We start from the raw sequence: 15,194 nt of genomic DNA on the forward strand, positions 1-15,194 counted from the left end.
CGCGTGTGGGCTCCCCGCGGCAGGTGCGAGCCAGGGCACACCTGGCACACCCGGGCTTGCGCGGGCGACGGGCTCACTCCCGGCCTGCAAGCGCTTACCCGACGGCATGCACGAGGCTCCGGCATGTAGGAGGCTCCAAACGCGCACGCGCGTGTGCCGGGCGATAACGCTATTTCCCGCCCACGCGGGCGTGGGGCACGATGGGGGCATGGCACCTACCAACGATCACCCCGGTGAGCAGGGCGCTCAGGACCCCGTGAAGCTCATCGGCATTCGCGAGACGGCCCTCTCCGTGGACGAGGTCTTCCGGGCCGTCGGGGACGACGCCGCCGGGGGGACCGCGTTGTTCGTGGGGACCGTGCGGAACCACGACGGGGGTGCCGATGTCGACGAACTCGGGTACTCGTGCCATCCCAGTGCCGAGGCCGAGATGCGGAGGATCGCCGAGAAGGTCGTCGCCGAGTATCCGGTACGGGCCCTCGCGGCCGTACATCGCGTCGGGGACCTCGAGGTCGGGGACCTGGCAGTCGTCGTCGCCGTCTCCTGCCCCCATCGCGGCGAGGCCTTCGAGGCCTGCCGGAAGCTGATCGACGATCTCAAGCACGAGGTGCCCATCTGGAAGCACCAGAAGTTCTCGGACGGAACCGAGGAGTGGGTCGGAGCCTGCTGAACCGGTCCCGCCGAACCCGTCCACCCCACTCCGGTTGCGTAACCGCACCCCTGGCGTGAGCGTTGTCAGTGCCAGCGGTTAATCTGCTGATCAGTCAGTTTGCGGTCACTCATTGGGGATGGGAGGACGGCATGGCGGTGCTCATCTGGTTGCTGATTCCGCTTGTGGCTGCGATCTTCGCCGGTCTGTGGGGCAGTTGGGCCAACCGGACCCGGAAGGCACGGAGCGACGGGCCGGAGCTCGACGGATACGCCCGGTTCCGCGCGGCCATGGAGAAGCCTCCCTCCCGTACATGATCGCGGGGCGCGGGGTTCGCGGCCCTGACGGGGCACTGTCAGACGGCCCTGACGGGGCGCTGACAGGTGTGTCACGTACTGTCTTGGCATGCCACGCCGCACCGCGACGATGCTCGCCTCCACCCTGATGCTGATCGCGCTCCTGTGCGCGGGAGTCTTCATCCCCGTGCCGTACGCGGAGATGTCCCCGGGGCCGACGGTGAACACCCTCGGGGAGCACGACGGCGAGCCGGTGCTGCAGATCTCCGGGCGCAAGACGTACGCGACGACCGGGCATCTCAACATGACCACCGTCCGGGTCACCAGCGCCGACTACAAGATGAACCTGGTGGAGGCCGTCTACGGGTGGCTGGCGCACGACAACAAGGTCGTGCCGCACGACACCCTCTACCCGGACGGCAAGACCGAGGAGCAGTCCACCCAGGAGAACGCGGAAGAGTTCAGCCAGTCCCAGGAGAGCGCCAAGGTCGCCGCCCTGAGGGAGCTGGACATCCCGGTGCAGAGCTGGGTGATCGTCTCGACCGTCGTCAAGGGCACCCCGGCCGAGGGCAAGCTGCACGCCGGTGATGTGATCAAGGCCGTCGACGGTACGACCGTGAAGGAACCGGCCGACGTCGCCAAGCTGGTGACCAAGCACAAGCCGGGTCAGGACGTCGTCTTCACCATCGTGCCGGCCAAGGAGCAGGTCGCCGCGGAGAAGGAGCGCAGGGCGCCGACGAAGTCCGAGAAGGTCACGATCAGGACCGCCGAGTCCGACGACAGCGCGCAGAAGCGCGCGATCGTCGGGATCTCCGCGGGGACCGACCACACCTTCCCGTTCACCATCGACATCAAGCTCGCCGACGTCGGCGGCCCCAGCGCGGGCCTGATGTTCTCGCTCGGGCTCTACGACAAGCTCACCCCGGGCAGCCTCACCGGTGGCAAGTTCGTCGCCGGCACCGGCACCATCGACGACGACGGCAAGGTCGGACCCATCGGCGGCATCGAGATGAAGACCGTCGGCGCGCGCGACAAGGGCGCCCAGTACTTCCTCACGCCCGCCGACAACTGCGCGACCGCCGCCAGGGACGTCCCCGAGGGGCTCACCCTGGTTAAGGTCGACACCATCGGCGACGCCCTCGGCGCCCTGAAGGACATCCGCTCCGGCGCCACCGCCGACCTGCCGAAGTGCACGACCAACGACTGAGGAACAGGCTGGTACGGCAGTGGGGGCGCCCCTTCACCTCAAGGGGCGCCCCCACTGCCGTTCAGGTCCTCGCCGACGGATCGGATCAAGTCCGCGCCGCCGGACCGGAAGACCTCAGGCCGCGAACGTCGACGCGAGCGCCTCCGCCAGACCCGGGACCAGGTCCGGGCCGGTGAGGACCTCCGTCGGCGTGTCCTTCTCGCGCAGGCGCAGGGCCGACTCGCGGGCACCGTCGCGCAGGACCGCGACCGTCATGCGGACCTCCTGACGGTCGGGGTGGTCGGCCACCCACTTCGTGAGCTTGGCCTCGCTCAGGCCCTGCGGGACCTGGGCCTCGGCGGACGGGGGCAGCATCAGGCGCTCGACGGTCAGCGCGCAGCCGACCACCGCGTCGGGCCAGGCGATCGTGCCGAGGAACTCGTCGAGCGCCTTGCCCGTTGGAAGTTCGTCCTGCTCGATCGGGGTCAGGCCGGAGGACTCCTGCTCGTCCCCCAGGCCGAGCTGGGCGGCGAGGCCGGGTTCCTGGGCCCGCAGCCGTGCGGTGTCTACGAGGGCGAAGAGGCGGGCGGGCTGGTCCCAGCCGAGGCCGGAGGCGTACTCGTCGATCTCGAGAACGGCCCGGGTGAGCGGGCTCGCCGCCATGGGAGTGTTGGACATGGTCACAATCCTGCCTCGTTCCTGGCCCGAATCGGGAACTGAGTAAGGGGTGAGTAAGTTGCATAGGTGTGGGCCCACGATCACGGGGGGCCACGGAGGGTCCACGAAGACGCGGGCCTGACGGACCAACAGCGAACCTCGGGGTGCGAACCTTGGCTTTCCAGATGCCGGACCGCGGCGGAGGCCCGACCGGGCCACGGATCAGAGTGGGCCGCCCGTCCCGGCGTGTCCGGACGATGCTCATGACACTGGGCGTCCTCGCCGTCCTCGGCATGGCTTTCACCATGTTCGCGGGCTTCTGGACGGACTGGCTCTGGTACCGGTCGGTGAACTACTCGTCGGTGTTCACGACCACGCTGTGGACGAAGGTCGGGCTCTTCTTCGTCTTCGGTCTGTTGATGGCCCTCGCGGTCGGTTTCAACATCTGGCTGGCGCACCGGCTGCGCCCGCCGCTGAGCGCCATGTCGATGGAGCAGCAGAGCCTCGACCGCTACCGCATGGGCATCGCGCCGTACAAGAAGTGGCTGCTGCTGGCGATCACCGCGCTGGTCGGCCTGATCGCCGGCGCCTCCGCCTCCAGCCAGTGGCGGACCTGGCTCATGTGGGTCAACGGCGTGCCCTTCGGCCAGAAGGACCCGCAGTTCCACCTCGACGTCGGCTTCTACGCCTTCGACCTGCCCTGGTACCGGTTCCTGCTCGGCTTCGGCTTCGCCGCCGCGATCCTCTCCGTGATCGCCGCCGCGCTCACCCACTACCTGTACGGCGGGCTGCGCATCACGAGCCCCGGCGCGCGTGCCACAGCCGCGGCCACCGGCCATCTGTCGGTCCTCATCGGCATCTTCGTCGCCCTGAAGGCGGTCGCGTACTGGCTCGACCGGTACGGACTCGCGGTGAAGTCCAGCGACTTCAAGGCGACCGACAACTGGACGGGCCTGCGGTACGTCGACGCCAACGCCTATCTGCCGGCCAAGACGATCCTGTTCTGCATCGCCGTCATCTGCGCGCTGCTGTTCTTCGCCACCCTGTGGCGGCGCACCTGGCAGCTGCCCGTCATCGGCTTCGGCCTGATGGTGCTCTCCGCGATCCTCATCGGCGGCCTGTACCCCGCGATCGTCCAGAAGTTCCAGGTCCAGCCCAACGAGCAGGCCAAGGAAGCGCCGTACGTCGCGAAGAACCTCAAGGCGACACGCGAGGCGTATGGCATCGACGGCGCGCAGGTCACCGAGTACCCGGGCACGAGTCAGACCGAGGACAAGACCAAGCTGCGCGACGACGTGGACTCCGCGGCGAGCATCCGGATCCTGGACCCGAACATCGTCTCGCCGACGTTCCAGCAGCTCCAGCAGATCAGGAACTACTACGCGTTCCCGACCAACCTGGATGTCGACCGGTACACCAAGGACGGCAAGGACCAGGACACGGTCATCGGTCTGCGTGAGATCAATCTCAACGGCATTCCGAAGCGGAACTGGATCAACGACCACTTCCGCTACACCCACGGCTACGGCGTGGTCGCCGCCGAGGGCACCAACGCCGACTCCCAGGGCCGACCGGACTTCACCGAGTCCGACCTGCCGTCCAAGGGCGACCTCGGGACGTACGAGCAGCGGGTCTACTACGGCGAGAAGACCTCCATGTACTCGATCGTCGGCGGTCCCCAGAAGGAGATCGACTACTCCGACGACAGCGGTGAGAAGACCTACAGCTACAAGGCTGACAGCGGGGTGAGCCTCTCCAACCCGGTCAACCGGGCCGCGTACGCGGTGGCGTTCGGTGAGCCGCAGATCCTGTACTCCGGTGCGATCGGCGACGGTTCGCGCATCCTGTACAACCGCACGCCCAAGGAGCGCGTCGAGGCGGTCGCCCCGTGGCTGACCATCGACGGCGACGCCTACCCGGCGGTGGTGAACCACCGCATCCAGTGGATCGTCGACGCGTACACGACGACCAACGGCTACCCGTACTCCTCGCGTACGACCCTCGGTGACACGACGGCCGACTCGCTGACCGCCAGCAACAACCAGCGGGCGGTCGTGGCCCAGCAGAACCAGGTCAACTACATCCGCAACTCGGTGAAGGCGACCGTCGACGCCTACACCGGCGAGGTCAAGCTCTACCAGTGGGACACCCAGGACCCGGTCCTGAAGACCTGGATGAAGGCCTTCCCGGGCACGGTGGAGTCCAAGAGCAAGATCTCCAAGGACCTGATGGCCCATCTGCGCTACCCGCAGGACCTGTTCAAGGTCCAGCGCGAGCTGCTCACCCGCTACCACGTGAAGGACGCGACGACGTTCCTCAGCGGCAGCGAGGTCTGGCAGGTGCCGGACGACCCGACCAACAAGTCGGGCAGCGCGGTGCCGCCGTACTACCTGAGCATGAAGATGCCCGACCAGCAGGCGCAGGCGTTCTCGCTGACGACGACCCTCACACCGAGTGGCCGTGACAACCTCAGCGCCTTCATGGCCGTCGACGCCGAGGCGGGCACCAGTGACTACGGCAAGATCAGAATTCTGAAACTGCCGACCAACACCACGGTCAACGGACCCAGCCAGGTCCAGAGCCAGTTCAACTCCGAACAGAACATCGCCGAGACCATCAGGCTGCTGAGAGGCGGCGACTCCGAGGTCGAGTACGGCAACCTGCTGGCGGTCCCGCTCGACGGCGGACTGCTCTATGTGGAGCCGGTCTACGTACGCGGTGGCGGACTCAAGTACCCGCTGCTGCGGAAGGTGTTGGTGTCCTACGGCGGCACGACCGCCTTCGAGGACACGCTGGGTGAGGCCCTCAACAAGGTCTTCGGAGCGGAGGGGCCGACCACCGAGCCACCGGACGAGGACGGCGGCGGTACGACACCTCCGCCGACGTCCACCAACCCGACGGTCCAAGACGCGCTCAACGACGCCCAGAAGGCCTTCGAGACCGGCCAGGAAGCCCTGAAGAAGGGCGACTGGGAGGCGTACGGCAAGGCGCAGGAGGACCTCGAGGAGGCGCTGCAGCGGGCCGAGGACGCACAGGCCAAGGCGGACAAGACCGGCAGCGGTGGCGACAGCGGCGGCAGCGCGAGTCCGAGTTCGAGTCCGAGCCCGACCAGCAGTCCCACCAGCTCGTAGGGACGGCGGCTGATCGAATAGCCCACCCCGCGCCGTGATACTGTTGCAGCACAACGGCGCGGGGTGGAGCAGCTCGGTAGCTCGCTGGGCTCATAACCCAGAGGTCGCAGGTTCAAATCCTGTCCCCGCTACTGAAGTCGACGAATATTTCGTACGACAGCGAAGGCCCGGATCCTCCAGAGGATCCGGGCCTTTGTGATGTGCGAACGCATGTGCCGGGGGGTGGGGCGGTCGCGCCGCCGTGGGGAGTTGGGGGAACTGTGTTTGACTTGTCTCTCTGTGGGCATGTCGACAAAACGCTGAAGTGACCTCAATGGCTGCGGTATACCAGGTGTACCCAGGTTGCAGGTGGTGCGACGATGGACGTTATGGGGGACAAGGCAACTCTGTTGGAGACAGGGCGGTTTGTGCAGCCTGCCGACTTTGTGCAGCCGACGGGCGATTTCGCGCAGCCGACGGACAGTGCCTCGCTGCCGGTGGGCGACCTCGCCCAGCCGGAGGGCGACTTCGCCTTCGACCGGCCGACCGACCGGGACGAGGCAGGGGACGCCGCCGAGGAGGCGCGGCAGCGGCTCGCCGTCGAGGCCGGTGACGCCGAGGCGATGAGTGTGCTCGGGGCCATGCTGCTGCGCCGCGGCGATCTCGACGGGGCCGAGCCCCATCTGCGGGCCGCCACCGCCGCCGGGGACCGGGCTGCCGCCAACAACCTGGGAGTCCTTCTTCACCAGCGCGGATACGCCGACGAGGCCGCCGGATGGTGGCGGATCGCCGCCGTCGCCGGGTCGGCCGCGGCCGCGCACGCGCTGGGACGCCATCACCGCGAGCGGGGCGACGAGCCCGCCGCCGAGTACTGGCTGCGGCAGTCCGCCGAGCAGGGACACGCGCTGGGCACGTACGCGCTCGCCGATCTGCTGGAGCACCGCAGCGACGACAGGGCCGAGCAGTGGATGCGGGCCGCCGCCGAGCGCGGGCACCGCGAGGCGGCGTACCGGCTGGCGCGTGCGCTCGACCGGCAGGCGGGGCGCACGGGCGAGGACGGAGCCGACAACGGTGTCGCGCCGAACGAGCCGCTGGTGGACGAGGCCGAGCAGTGGTACCGGCAGGCCGCCGCGCGCGGGCACCGGCGAGCCGCGCTGCACCTCGGGGCGATCCTCGAGAAGCGCGGGGACCTCAAGGAGGCAGGGCGCTGGTACCTGACGTCCGCCAAGGACGGGGAGGCGCGGGCCGCCTGCGCGCTCGGGTTCCTGCTGCGGGACGCCGGGGACACGGAGAGCGCCGCCGTGTGGTGGCTGCGGGCCGCGCAGGACGGCGACGGCAACGCGGCCAACGCGCTGGGCGCGCTGCACGCCGAGCGCGGGGAGACGCAGACCGCCGAGCGGTGGTACCGGGCCGCGATGGACGCCGGTGATGTGAACGGTGCGTACAACCTCGGGCTGCTCTGCGCCGAGCAGGGGCGTACGCCGCAGGCCGAGCAGTGGTACCGGCGGGCGGCGTACGCCGGGCACCGCGAGGCGGCGAACGCGCTGGCGATCCTGCTGCTGCAGGGCGGCGACGCCACGGGTGCCGAGCCGTGGTTCTCCAAGGCCGCGGAGGCTGGGAGCGTGGACGCCGCGTTCAACCTGGGCATCCTGCACGCCGGGCGGGGCGAGGAGCGGGCCGCGCTGCGGTGGTACGAGCGTGCCGCTGCCGCCGGGCACACGGAGGCGGCGCTGCAGGTCGGCATCGCGCGGCTGCGGGACGGGGACGAACTCGCCGCTGAGCGGCATCTGCGGTGCGCGGCCGGGGGCGGCAGCGCGGAGGCCGCGTACCGGCTGGCGACCGTGCTGGACGCTCGGCGGCCGCCGGAGCCCGCGCATGAGCTCGGGGAGCCGGCGCACGAGAAGACCGAGTGCGAGGAGTGGTACGAGCGGGCGGCTTCCCAGGGGCATCGGCGGGCGCAGGTGCGGGTGGGGATGCTCGCCGCGGCTCGGGGGGACGTGGTGGAGGCGGGCCGGTGGTACCGGGAGGCCGCCGAGGCCGGGTCGCGGAACGGCGCGTTCAATCTGGGGCTGCTGCTCGCCCGGGAGGGGAGTGAGCCGGAGGCTGCGATGTGGTGGACGCGGGCGGCTGACGCCGGGCATGGGCGGTCGGCGTTGCGGCTGGCTCTGGTCTACGCGCGTCGCGGGGAGCTGGCGGAGGGGCAGCGGTGGGCTGATCGGGCGGTGAGTCTGGGGCCGCGGGAGGTTGCGGCGCGGGCTGCGCGGTTGCGGGATGCTCTGCGGGAGGAGCTTTCGGCGTGACGCCCGCGGTGCGCTTGGGCGGCTTGGGTGGCTTGCGGGGCTTGGGCTGCGGGTGACGTGGCTTTGGGGTGGCCGGCGCTGTGGTTGCCGTTGGTGCGTTTCGCCCCCGCCGCCCCTACCCGTCCCGTCCTCCAGGGGTTGCCGCCCCTTCGACCCCGGTGCCTGGGGGCTGCCGCCCCCAGACCCCCGCTTCGGCCCTGAACGGGCCTCGTCCTCAAACGCGGACGGGCTGAGATGCGGCCCGGCGCTGGAAAGTGGCCGTCGCTTGGGAGCCCTGAAGCGCCTGTGGGCGATGGGCCTTGGCCGCGCCTGGATCGGCATTCAGAGTGATCGCGTGGCTGGTGGCGGAGAGTGACGGGACGTAAGTGATTTGCCTCTGCCCGCGTCCTTGACGTAGTGTTCCATTCATCGCCGCGGGGTGGAGCAGCTCGGTAGCTCGCTGGGCTCATAACCCAGAGGTCGCAGGTTCAAATCCTGTCCCCGCTACTGAAGGCCTAGGGCCGGAATCCGTAAGGGTTCCGGCCCTAGGTGTATGTACCGGGGGTGTCAGGGCGTGTGGCCCACCGCCTCCTCGTACAGCGTGCGGTTCACCGTCTGTGATTCCGGCAGGGGCGTTCCCTCTGCCACGCCCTGGGCCGCATAGGCCGACTGGAGGCGCGTCGTCGTGCCGGAGCGGATTTCCCAGTCCATGCGCAGGGGCGGGGTGGATCTGAGGATGGACTCCTCCGACTTCAGGAGTTTGGCCAGGTAGGTGACGAAGCTCGCATCCTGCTTGTAGTCCGATGCGAAGTACGTGTTCACCGTGCGGATGTAGGCCCTGAGGAGTGCCACGCCCGCGTCCACGTCGTCCTGCAGCAGTGCGCGGCCGTAGAGCATGCCGCCCAGTGGTTCGCCCTGTGGCTGACCGCCCAGGAAGGCGTAGCCCTGCTTGCCGTCCACCTTGCGCCAGACCGGATCCAGAAGCCACGCCGAGTCGACGCCGCCGTTCTGCAGGGCCGTGAGGACGTCGGCCGAGCCCAGTTGCTGGTACTGGATCTCGGCCAGGCCGCCGCCGTGCTGCTCCAGTGCCTTCTCCATGGGGTACGCGATGACCGAGCCCTTGCCGATCATCGTGCCCAGCCTGCGGCCCGCCATGGCGACCCGGCTCGCGCTCTCGCCCTCTTTCAGGCGCGCCCACAGGCCGCTCTTGGACTTCGGGTCGGGGGAGAAGTTCCCCGCGACCCATTTGATGTCGAAGCCGCCCTTGACGCCGTTCATGACCGCCGCCTCCGGGGCCGCCCACAGGGCGTCGATGTCCCCCTTGGCCAGCAGGGGCAGCGCGTCCGGGGTCGGAAGGACCTTCAGTTCGACGTCCAGGCCCTCCTTCTTGAACTCACCCTTGTCGAGGGCGACTTGTAGCGGGGCCACGTACTCGGCGCTCAGTGTTCCCGTCGCGATCGTCAGCTCGCGGGGCTCGGACAGGGGCTGTGGGGGAGGGGTTGCGGGGAGGCAGCGGGCCGGAGTCCGGTTCGGGGAGAGGCCTTTCGGGTCCGTCCAGGCATTCGCGCCGCAGCCCTCGACCGGGCGGACGGTGCGTCGTCCTGCGGCTGTGCTCGACGAGGAGTCCGACTCGTACGGCGATGAGCAGGCCGCCGACGCCAGCAGTGCTGCTCCTGCGGCGAGGACTACGGCGTATGCGTGGGTCCTCCTGGTCATGACTGGCCCCTTCCTCGGTCCCTCGGTGCCCACGGAGTGAGCAGGCGGCCGGCGAAGCGGATCAGTTCGGAGAAGAGCACCCCCAGGACCGCGACGCAGACGATGCCGACGAACATCACGTCGTTCTGGAACAGCGCGCGCGAGTCGAAGATCAGATGGCCCAGGCCGTTCGTCGCGGCGATCTGCTCCGACGCGACGATGACCAGGACCGCCACGCCCGCCGCGATGCGCGCGCCCACCAGCACCGACGGCAAAGACGCCGGGAGCAGGACGTGGCGGAACATCTGCCGGCGCGAGGCGCCGAAGACCTGGCCCGCGTCGCGGTGGCCGGAGGGTATGGACATGACCGCGGACATGGTGGAGATCCATACGAAGAAGAACACCGTCGCCGCCACCAGCGCCACCTGCGGGCCCTCGCCCAGGCCGAACATGTTCAGGAAGATCGGCAGCAGGGCCAGCTTCGGTACGACGTACAGGGCGTCCAGGAGCGGTTCCAGGGCCGCCCGGACCAGGGAGAGGGAACCCATCAGGAGGCCCAGGGCGTACCCCGCCGCCGTGCCCGCCGCGTAGCCCGCCAGGACGCGCTTCAGCGTCGCCCACACGTCCGGCCACAGGTCGCCGGCCGCGGCCCGGTCCCAGCCGTCGGCGAGGATCGTGGACGGGGCCGGGTAGACGCGGGCGTCGATCCAGGCCTGGGAGGCGGCCAGTTGCCAGAGGAGGACCAGGAAGAGGGGTACGGCCAGCGCCAGCGACAGCTCCAGCGCGCGCCTGCGGCGGTGGGTGCGGGCGGGGTGGAGTTCCTGCGGGCCCGGGCGCCGGACCAGGCCCGACTCGGCGGGTGGCTCGGTGAGTGTCGTCATGCCGGTACTGCCTCCTTCCGCAGCAGGTCCCACAGCTCGCTCTTCAATGCCGTGAACTCGGGTGTGGTGCGGATGTCGCCGGTGCGCGGGCGCGGGAAGGGCGGGCGGTGCTCGGCGATGATCCGGCCCGGGCGGGCGGACATCACCAGCACGCGGTCGCCGAGGACGATGGCCTCCTCCAGGCTGTGGGTGATGAAGAGTGTGGTCGTCCGCAACGACTGGGTGATGTCCAGGAGTTCGTCCTGGAGGATCGTGCGGAGCTGGGCGTCGAGCGCCGCGAACGGCTCGTCCATCAGCAGCAGTTCGGGCCCGACCGCCAGTGCCCGGGCGATCGCCACGCGCTGGCGCATGCCGCCGGAGAGGGCGGCGGGGTAGGCGTCCGCGAAGTCGGACAGGCCCATCCGGGCCAGCCAGTCGTCGGCGCGGGCGTTCGCCTCGCGGCGGGGGACGCGTTGGATGTCCAGGCCGAAGCGGACGTTGGCGCGCACGGTCTTCCAGTCGTAGATGCCGTAGTCCTGGAAGATCATGGCCGCCGGGCGGGTGCTGGATGTACGGATCTCCAGCGTGCCCGTGCTCGGGCGGAGCAGGCCCGCGGCGATGCGTAGAAGAGTGGACTTGCCGCAGCCGGAGGGGCCGACGACACAGACGAACTCGCCGGGGGCGACGGTCAGATCGAGGGGGCCGAGGGCGTCGACCGTGTGGGGGGATCGGCCGAAGACGCGGGTCAGTTCGCGGGCCTTGAGCTTGGGGTGCGGCGGATCGGGCGGAATCGGCGGATGCGGCTCTGCGGGCGTCGGTGTCGTCTCTGTCGGCTCTCCCACTTCGGTCTCCTCGCGGAGTGCGGAACGGACATGTGGGTGCGGGGGGAGGGAGTGGCGTACTGATGGATGTCGTTGACCATATGACGGTCCGTCAGATTCGGGAAGCCTGCCTGCGTGGGCGGCGCCAGGCCTTAGTCCCTGCGGGCAGCACAAAGCCCCGGCACTCACCGGTGCCGGGGCTCAGGGTGTGGTGGGGTCAGGTCTTCGCGCAGTTCGGGCAGACGCCGCGGTACGTCACCTCGACGTCCGAGACCGTGAAGCCGAAGCGCTCGGAGTCGGGGAGGTCGGCCATCGGGTTGCCCGTCGGGTGGACGTCCCGGATCGAGCCGCACTGGGCGCAGACCAGGTGGTGGTGGGGCCGGTGGGCGTTCGGGTCGTACCGCTTCGCGCGCTTGTCGGTGGAGACCTCGAGTACCTCGCCGAGGGTGACCAGCTCGCCCAGGGTGTTGTAGACGGTCGCCCGGGAGATCTCGGGCAGCTTGGCGACGGCCCGCGCGTGCACCTCGTCGGCCGTCAGGTGAACGTGATCGCCGGCGAGGACCTCGGCCACGACACGCCGCTGCGCGGTCATTCGCCATCCGCGTCCGCGCAGTCGTTCCAGAAGGTCACTCATGCAGAACACCTTAACAGCAGAAGGGCTAGGTTCCGAATGGGTGTGACTTTGGAGCGCTTTTTGATTTGGACAAAGTCCAGAACGGATGGGGCTGGATTTGATCAAGGGATCAAGGGGTGGGATTGGTCGGGCCGCTATCGCGTCGGCGGCGACGCCGACCACCTGCCGGTGATGGCGCTGGATCGCTTGCCGTGGTGGACGGGCCGGGTTCCTTGGGGAGCCCGGCCCGGGTCGTGGGCCGCTTCCCCGGCCGTTCCTAGGCCGGCACGTGCTGTCGTACGGGTGCCCAGCAGCGGATGATGTCGCGGACCGACACGATGCCGACGGGCTCGTCGCGGTCCAGGACGATCAGATGGCGGAAGCCGCCGTGCGCCATGGCGCGGGCCGCCTCCTCCAGGGTCCACGACGGGGCGGCGAACACGACGTCGTTGGTGGTGTGGTCGTGGGTGCGTTCGCTGTCCGGGTTCTGTCCGAGGCCGACGGAGTTGAGGATGTCGCGTTCGGTGAGGATGCCGATACCGCCGGCGTCGGGGTCGTGGACCACGGCCGCGCCGACCCGACGGGCGGACATCAGCGCGGCGGCCTGGCGAAGGGTGTGGGTGGGGCCGATGGTGAGGACCACGGTGCTCATGGCGTCACGTACGAGCATGGATGGAGCCACCTCCTGGTGTGCCCCCCGCCGCTGGTGTTCACGGCTTTGTTCGCGGTTTCACAAATTCACAAGTGGGGGGACTCTCAGGGTTGCAGGTAAAGCACGGGTCAACAAGGGGGCGCGTGCGGCTGGTACGGGGCGCGACGGGCGCGTCAGTAGCGCTGGTTGAGATACCCGAGGAACTCGTCGTGCAGGAGGCCGTTCGAGGCGGCCGCGTTGCCGCTGTGCGGGCCCGGGCGGCCGTCGAGGCCGGTGAAGTTGCCGCCGGCCTCGGTGACGATGATCGCGGTGGCGGCCATGTCCCACAGCGACAGCTCCGGCTCGGCGCAGATGTCCACCGACCCCTCGGCGACCATCATGTACGGCCAGAAGTCGCCGTACGCGCGCGTGCGCCACACCTCGCGGGTCAGGTCGAGGAAGCCGCCCAGCCGGCCCTGGTCCTCCCAGCCGCTGAGTGAGGAGTACGCGAACGAGGCGTCCGTCAGCTTCGAGACACGGGAGACCTGCAGACGGGTCGCGGAGGAGAGGCTGCGGCCGCTGAAGGCGCCGTGACCCTTGGCGCCCCACCAGCGGCGGCCGAGCGCGGGGGCGGAGACGACGCCCACGACCGGCTGGAAGCCGCTCTCGCCGGCCTCCATCAGCGAGATGAGGGTGGCCCAGACCGGGACGCCGCGTACGTAGTTCTTGGTGCCGTCGATCGGGTCGATGACCCAGCGGCGGGGGCCGGTGCCCTCGATGCCGTACTCCTCACCGAGGATCGCGTCTCTCGGCCGGGCTCGCTGCAGCTGCCCGCGGATCAGCTCCTCGGCGGACTTGTCGGCCTCGCTCACCGGCGTCATGTCCGGCTTTGTCTCGACCTTGAGGTCGAGCGCCTTGAAGCGGCCCATGGTGGCGGCGTCGGCGGCGTCCGCGAGGACGTGGGCGAGGCGGAGATCGTCGAGGTAGTCCGGCATGAGAGGAACCGTATCTGTCGTGGTCGGGGTGGGGCTACCGGGTGGCTGCGCCGGTTGGGCCGGGTCGCAGGTGCGGTTCGCTTTGCGGGTGCGGCGAGGGCGAGTCATCGGTGCCGCCTGCTTGCTGGGCTGCCCGGCGTGAGCGCTGGGTGGGGGTGGCGCGCGGCCCGGCGTCGGCTGGGGGCGGCGGGCGCGAGCCCGCGCCGAACCGCCGCAGGCCCGCGCGTCCCAAGGGAATGGCGCCCCCGCGTGCCCTCGCGAACCCTTGACAGTGCCTCTGTGCGCGTCAAGTCTGGGCGCAGAGCCGCTCGCTCAGGGAGGCGATGATGCCTGCAGCGCGGGAATCCCTGCTGGACGCCGCTTACAGGGCGCTGGCGCGCCGGTCGTGGTCTGCCGTGCGGATGGTGGACGTGGCCGCTGCGGCCGGAGTGTCCCGGCAGACGCTGTACAACGAGTTCGGGAGCAAGGAAGGCCTCGCCCGTGCGCTCGTGCGGAGGGAGGCCGACGGATTCCTCGCCGGCGTCGACCGCGCCCTCGCCACGCACAGCGACGCCCGCGAGCGCCTCACCGCCACCGCGGAGTGGACCGCCGCACTCGCCAGCGACAACGCCCTGGTCCGCGCCATGCTCACCGGCTGCTGGAGCGAGCGACTGCCCTCGCCGACCCTCTCGGCCGTCCCGTCCTCCTCCGCCGTACCGGCACAGCGGCGCGCCGACGGCCCGCTGCCCTCACCCGGCGACTTCGTGGCCATCGTCCGCGACCGGGCCGTATCGGTCCTGTCCGGGCCCGGCGTCAACAAGTCCGACACCCCCGACCTCGCCCGCTCCTGCGAACTCGTCGTCAGACTGGCGCTGTCCTGCGTCGCCGCCCCACCCGGCGAAGGCGGCGTGGCCGACCTCGTACGCAGCGCGCTGCACCGGCAGTTGACCGGCTGACCTCCGGAGGAAACCCACCGCAGTGCGTCGAGCGGTAGGTCGAGCGGTGCGTCGATCAGTGCGAGGAGCCGGACAGCTGCAATCCGACGATCCCCACGATCACCAGGCTGATCGACACGATCTTCAACGTCGACACGATGTCCCCGAGGAAGATCATCCCGTAGATCGCCGTACCCGTCGCCCCGATCCCCGTCCACACCGCGTACGCCGGCCCCACGTCCAGCTTCTTCAGTGACAGCGTCAGCAGTCCGAAACTGCCGAGGGCGAAGATGCAGAAGGCTACGGTCGGCCACAGTCGGGAGAAGCCGTGCGAGAGCTTCAGGCAGACGGCGAAGCCGGTTTCGAGCAGCCCCGCCACGATGACCAGCAGCCACGCCATGTGCTGTCCTCCCGTATCCCCACGTTCTGTGACCGCTTCGTCAGGTTCGCCAGGCTTTGGTCAGGGTTGGCTCCGGCTCGGTGCGATT

At 69.7% G+C, this 15,194-nt stretch carries 14 protein-coding genes and 2 tRNA genes; 8 read left to right on the plus strand and 8 right to left on the minus strand.

Going from position 1 to position 15,194, the window contains the following annotated elements:
• Positions 1-208 precede the first annotated feature (208 nt).
• From AB5J49_RS31500 to AB5J49_RS31510, 3 genes are all read left to right on the plus strand, one after another.
• Complete coding sequence (locus tag AB5J49_RS31500) at positions 209-670, plus strand: molybdenum cofactor biosynthesis protein MoaE (RefSeq protein ID WP_274243182.1); 462 nt, start codon at positions 209-211, stop codon at positions 668-670.
• A 131-nt stretch (positions 671-801) separates the two neighbouring features.
• Complete coding sequence (locus AB5J49_RS31505) at positions 802-966, plus strand: hypothetical protein (protein WP_369172256.1); 165 nt, start codon at positions 802-804, stop codon at positions 964-966.
• An 88-nt stretch (positions 967-1,054) separates the two neighbouring features.
• Positions 1,055-2,152, plus strand: coding sequence for a PDZ domain-containing protein (locus tag AB5J49_RS31510; protein WP_369172257.1), 1,098 nt, complete (start codon positions 1,055-1,057; stop codon positions 2,150-2,152).
• Positions 2,153-2,266: 114 nt separating this feature from the next.
• Here AB5J49_RS31510 and AB5J49_RS31515 read toward each other — a convergent pair whose 3' ends face one another.
• Positions 2,267-2,809 (minus strand): PPA1309 family protein, encoded by a 543-nt coding sequence (locus AB5J49_RS31515; RefSeq protein ID WP_369172258.1) that lies wholly within the window; start codon positions 2,807-2,809, stop codon positions 2,267-2,269.
• Between the two features lie 164 nt (positions 2,810-2,973).
• On the opposite strand from AB5J49_RS31515, the gene AB5J49_RS31520 reads away from it, so the two are divergent.
• The 4 genes from AB5J49_RS31520 (at position 2,974) to AB5J49_RS31535 (ending at position 8,684) form a co-directional block, all read left to right on the plus strand.
• Positions 2,974-5,919 carry a UPF0182 family protein gene (locus AB5J49_RS31520; protein WP_369175329.1) on the plus strand — a complete coding sequence of 982 codons (2,946 nt, stop codon included), beginning with the start codon at positions 2,974-2,976 and terminating at the stop codon, positions 5,917-5,919.
• Positions 5,920-5,976: 57 nt separating this feature from the next.
• Positions 5,977-6,050: transfer RNA gene (locus AB5J49_RS31525), tRNA-Met, on the plus strand.
• A 228-nt stretch (positions 6,051-6,278) separates the two neighbouring features.
• Positions 6,279-8,198 (plus strand): tetratricopeptide repeat protein, encoded by a 1,920-nt coding sequence (locus AB5J49_RS31530; RefSeq protein ID WP_369172259.1) that lies wholly within the window; start codon positions 6,279-6,281, stop codon positions 8,196-8,198.
• Between the two features lie 412 nt (positions 8,199-8,610).
• Positions 8,611-8,684, plus strand: a tRNA-Met gene (locus tag AB5J49_RS31535).
• A 60-nt stretch (positions 8,685-8,744) separates the two neighbouring features.
• On the opposite strand, the gene AB5J49_RS31540 is transcribed toward AB5J49_RS31535, so the two are convergent.
• The 6 genes from AB5J49_RS31540 to hisN form a co-directional block, all read right to left on the minus strand.
• The gene (locus AB5J49_RS31540) at positions 8,745-9,893 is read right to left on the minus strand and encodes an ABC transporter substrate-binding protein (protein WP_369172260.1); all 1,149 of its coding nucleotides are present in this window, start codon (positions 9,891-9,893) and stop codon (positions 8,745-8,747) included.
• Positions 9,890-10,753: an ABC transporter permease gene (locus AB5J49_RS31545; protein ID WP_369172261.1), complete on the minus strand. Its 864-nt coding sequence runs from the start codon at positions 10,751-10,753 to the stop codon at positions 9,890-9,892. Before AB5J49_RS31545 ends, AB5J49_RS31540 begins: the two co-directional genes overlap by 4 nt.
• Positions 10,750-11,523 (minus strand): ABC transporter ATP-binding protein, encoded by a 774-nt coding sequence (locus AB5J49_RS31550; protein ID WP_369175330.1) that lies wholly within the window; start codon positions 11,521-11,523, stop codon positions 10,750-10,752. Before AB5J49_RS31550 ends, AB5J49_RS31545 begins: the two co-directional genes overlap by 4 nt.
• Before the next feature lie 247 nt (positions 11,524-11,770).
• Positions 11,771-12,187 carry a Fur family transcriptional regulator gene (locus tag AB5J49_RS31555; RefSeq protein WP_362380633.1) on the minus strand — a complete coding sequence of 139 codons (417 nt, stop codon included), beginning with the start codon at positions 12,185-12,187 and terminating at the stop codon, positions 11,771-11,773.
• A 256-nt stretch (positions 12,188-12,443) separates the two neighbouring features.
• Positions 12,444-12,836: a cyclic nucleotide-binding/CBS domain-containing protein gene (locus AB5J49_RS31560; RefSeq protein WP_369172262.1), complete on the minus strand. Its 393-nt coding sequence runs from the start codon at positions 12,834-12,836 to the stop codon at positions 12,444-12,446.
• A gap of 155 nt (positions 12,837-12,991) precedes the next feature.
• Complete coding sequence (gene hisN, locus AB5J49_RS31565) at positions 12,992-13,792, minus strand: histidinol-phosphatase (RefSeq protein ID WP_369172263.1); 801 nt, start codon at positions 13,790-13,792, stop codon at positions 12,992-12,994.
• Between the two features lie 323 nt (positions 13,793-14,115).
• Here hisN and AB5J49_RS31570 point away from each other — a divergent pair, with 323 nt between their 5' ends.
• On the plus strand, positions 14,116-14,727 hold the full coding sequence (locus AB5J49_RS31570; RefSeq protein ID WP_369172264.1) for a TetR/AcrR family transcriptional regulator: 612 nt from the start codon (positions 14,116-14,118) through the stop codon (positions 14,725-14,727).
• 55 nt (positions 14,728-14,782) lie between these two features.
• On the opposite strand, the gene AB5J49_RS31575 is transcribed toward AB5J49_RS31570, so the two are convergent.
• Positions 14,783-15,106 (minus strand): multidrug efflux SMR transporter, encoded by a 324-nt coding sequence (locus tag AB5J49_RS31575; RefSeq protein ID WP_369172265.1) that lies wholly within the window; start codon positions 15,104-15,106, stop codon positions 14,783-14,785.
• Positions 15,107-15,194 lie beyond the last annotated feature (88 nt).

Source organism: Streptomyces sp. R28, from assembly GCF_041052385.1.
Lineage (GTDB): Bacteria > Actinomycetota > Actinomycetes > Streptomycetales > Streptomycetaceae > Streptomyces.

What these genes read in the sequence shown, in the direction of transcription:
- AB5J49_RS31500 (WP_274243182.1), top strand. Translation starts at nt 209, where the DNA reads ATGGCACCTACCAACGATCACCCCGGTGAGCAGGGCGCTCAGGACCCC.
- AB5J49_RS31505 (WP_369172256.1), top strand. Translation starts at nt 802, where the DNA reads ATGGCGGTGCTCATCTGGTTGCTGATTCCGCTTGTGGCTGCGATCTTC.
- AB5J49_RS31510 (WP_369172257.1), top strand. Translation starts at nt 1,055, where the DNA reads ATGCCACGCCGCACCGCGACGATGCTCGCCTCCACCCTGATGCTGATC.
- AB5J49_RS31515 (WP_369172258.1), bottom strand. Translation starts at nt 2,809, where the DNA reads ATGTCCAACACTCCCATGGCGGCGAGCCCGCTCACCCGGGCCGTTCTC.
- AB5J49_RS31520 (WP_369175329.1), top strand. Translation starts at nt 2,974, where the DNA reads ATGCCGGACCGCGGCGGAGGCCCGACCGGGCCACGGATCAGAGTGGGC.
- AB5J49_RS31530 (WP_369172259.1), top strand. Translation starts at nt 6,279, where the DNA reads ATGGACGTTATGGGGGACAAGGCAACTCTGTTGGAGACAGGGCGGTTT.
- AB5J49_RS31540 (WP_369172260.1), bottom strand. Translation starts at nt 9,893, where the DNA reads ATGACCAGGAGGACCCACGCATACGCCGTAGTCCTCGCCGCAGGAGCA.
- AB5J49_RS31545 (WP_369172261.1), bottom strand. Translation starts at nt 10,753, where the DNA reads ATGACGACACTCACCGAGCCACCCGCCGAGTCGGGCCTGGTCCGGCGC.
- AB5J49_RS31555 (WP_362380633.1), bottom strand. Translation starts at nt 12,187, where the DNA reads ATGAGTGACCTTCTGGAACGACTGCGCGGACGCGGATGGCGAATGACC.
- AB5J49_RS31560 (WP_369172262.1), bottom strand. Translation starts at nt 12,836, where the DNA reads ATGCTCGTACGTGACGCCATGAGCACCGTGGTCCTCACCATCGGCCCC.
- hisN (WP_369172263.1), bottom strand. Translation starts at nt 13,792, where the DNA reads ATGCCGGACTACCTCGACGATCTCCGCCTCGCCCACGTCCTCGCGGAC.
- AB5J49_RS31570 (WP_369172264.1), top strand. Translation starts at nt 14,116, where the DNA reads ATGATGCCTGCAGCGCGGGAATCCCTGCTGGACGCCGCTTACAGGGCG.
- AB5J49_RS31575 (WP_369172265.1), bottom strand. Translation starts at nt 15,106, where the DNA reads ATGGCGTGGCTGCTGGTCATCGTGGCGGGGCTGCTCGAAACCGGCTTC.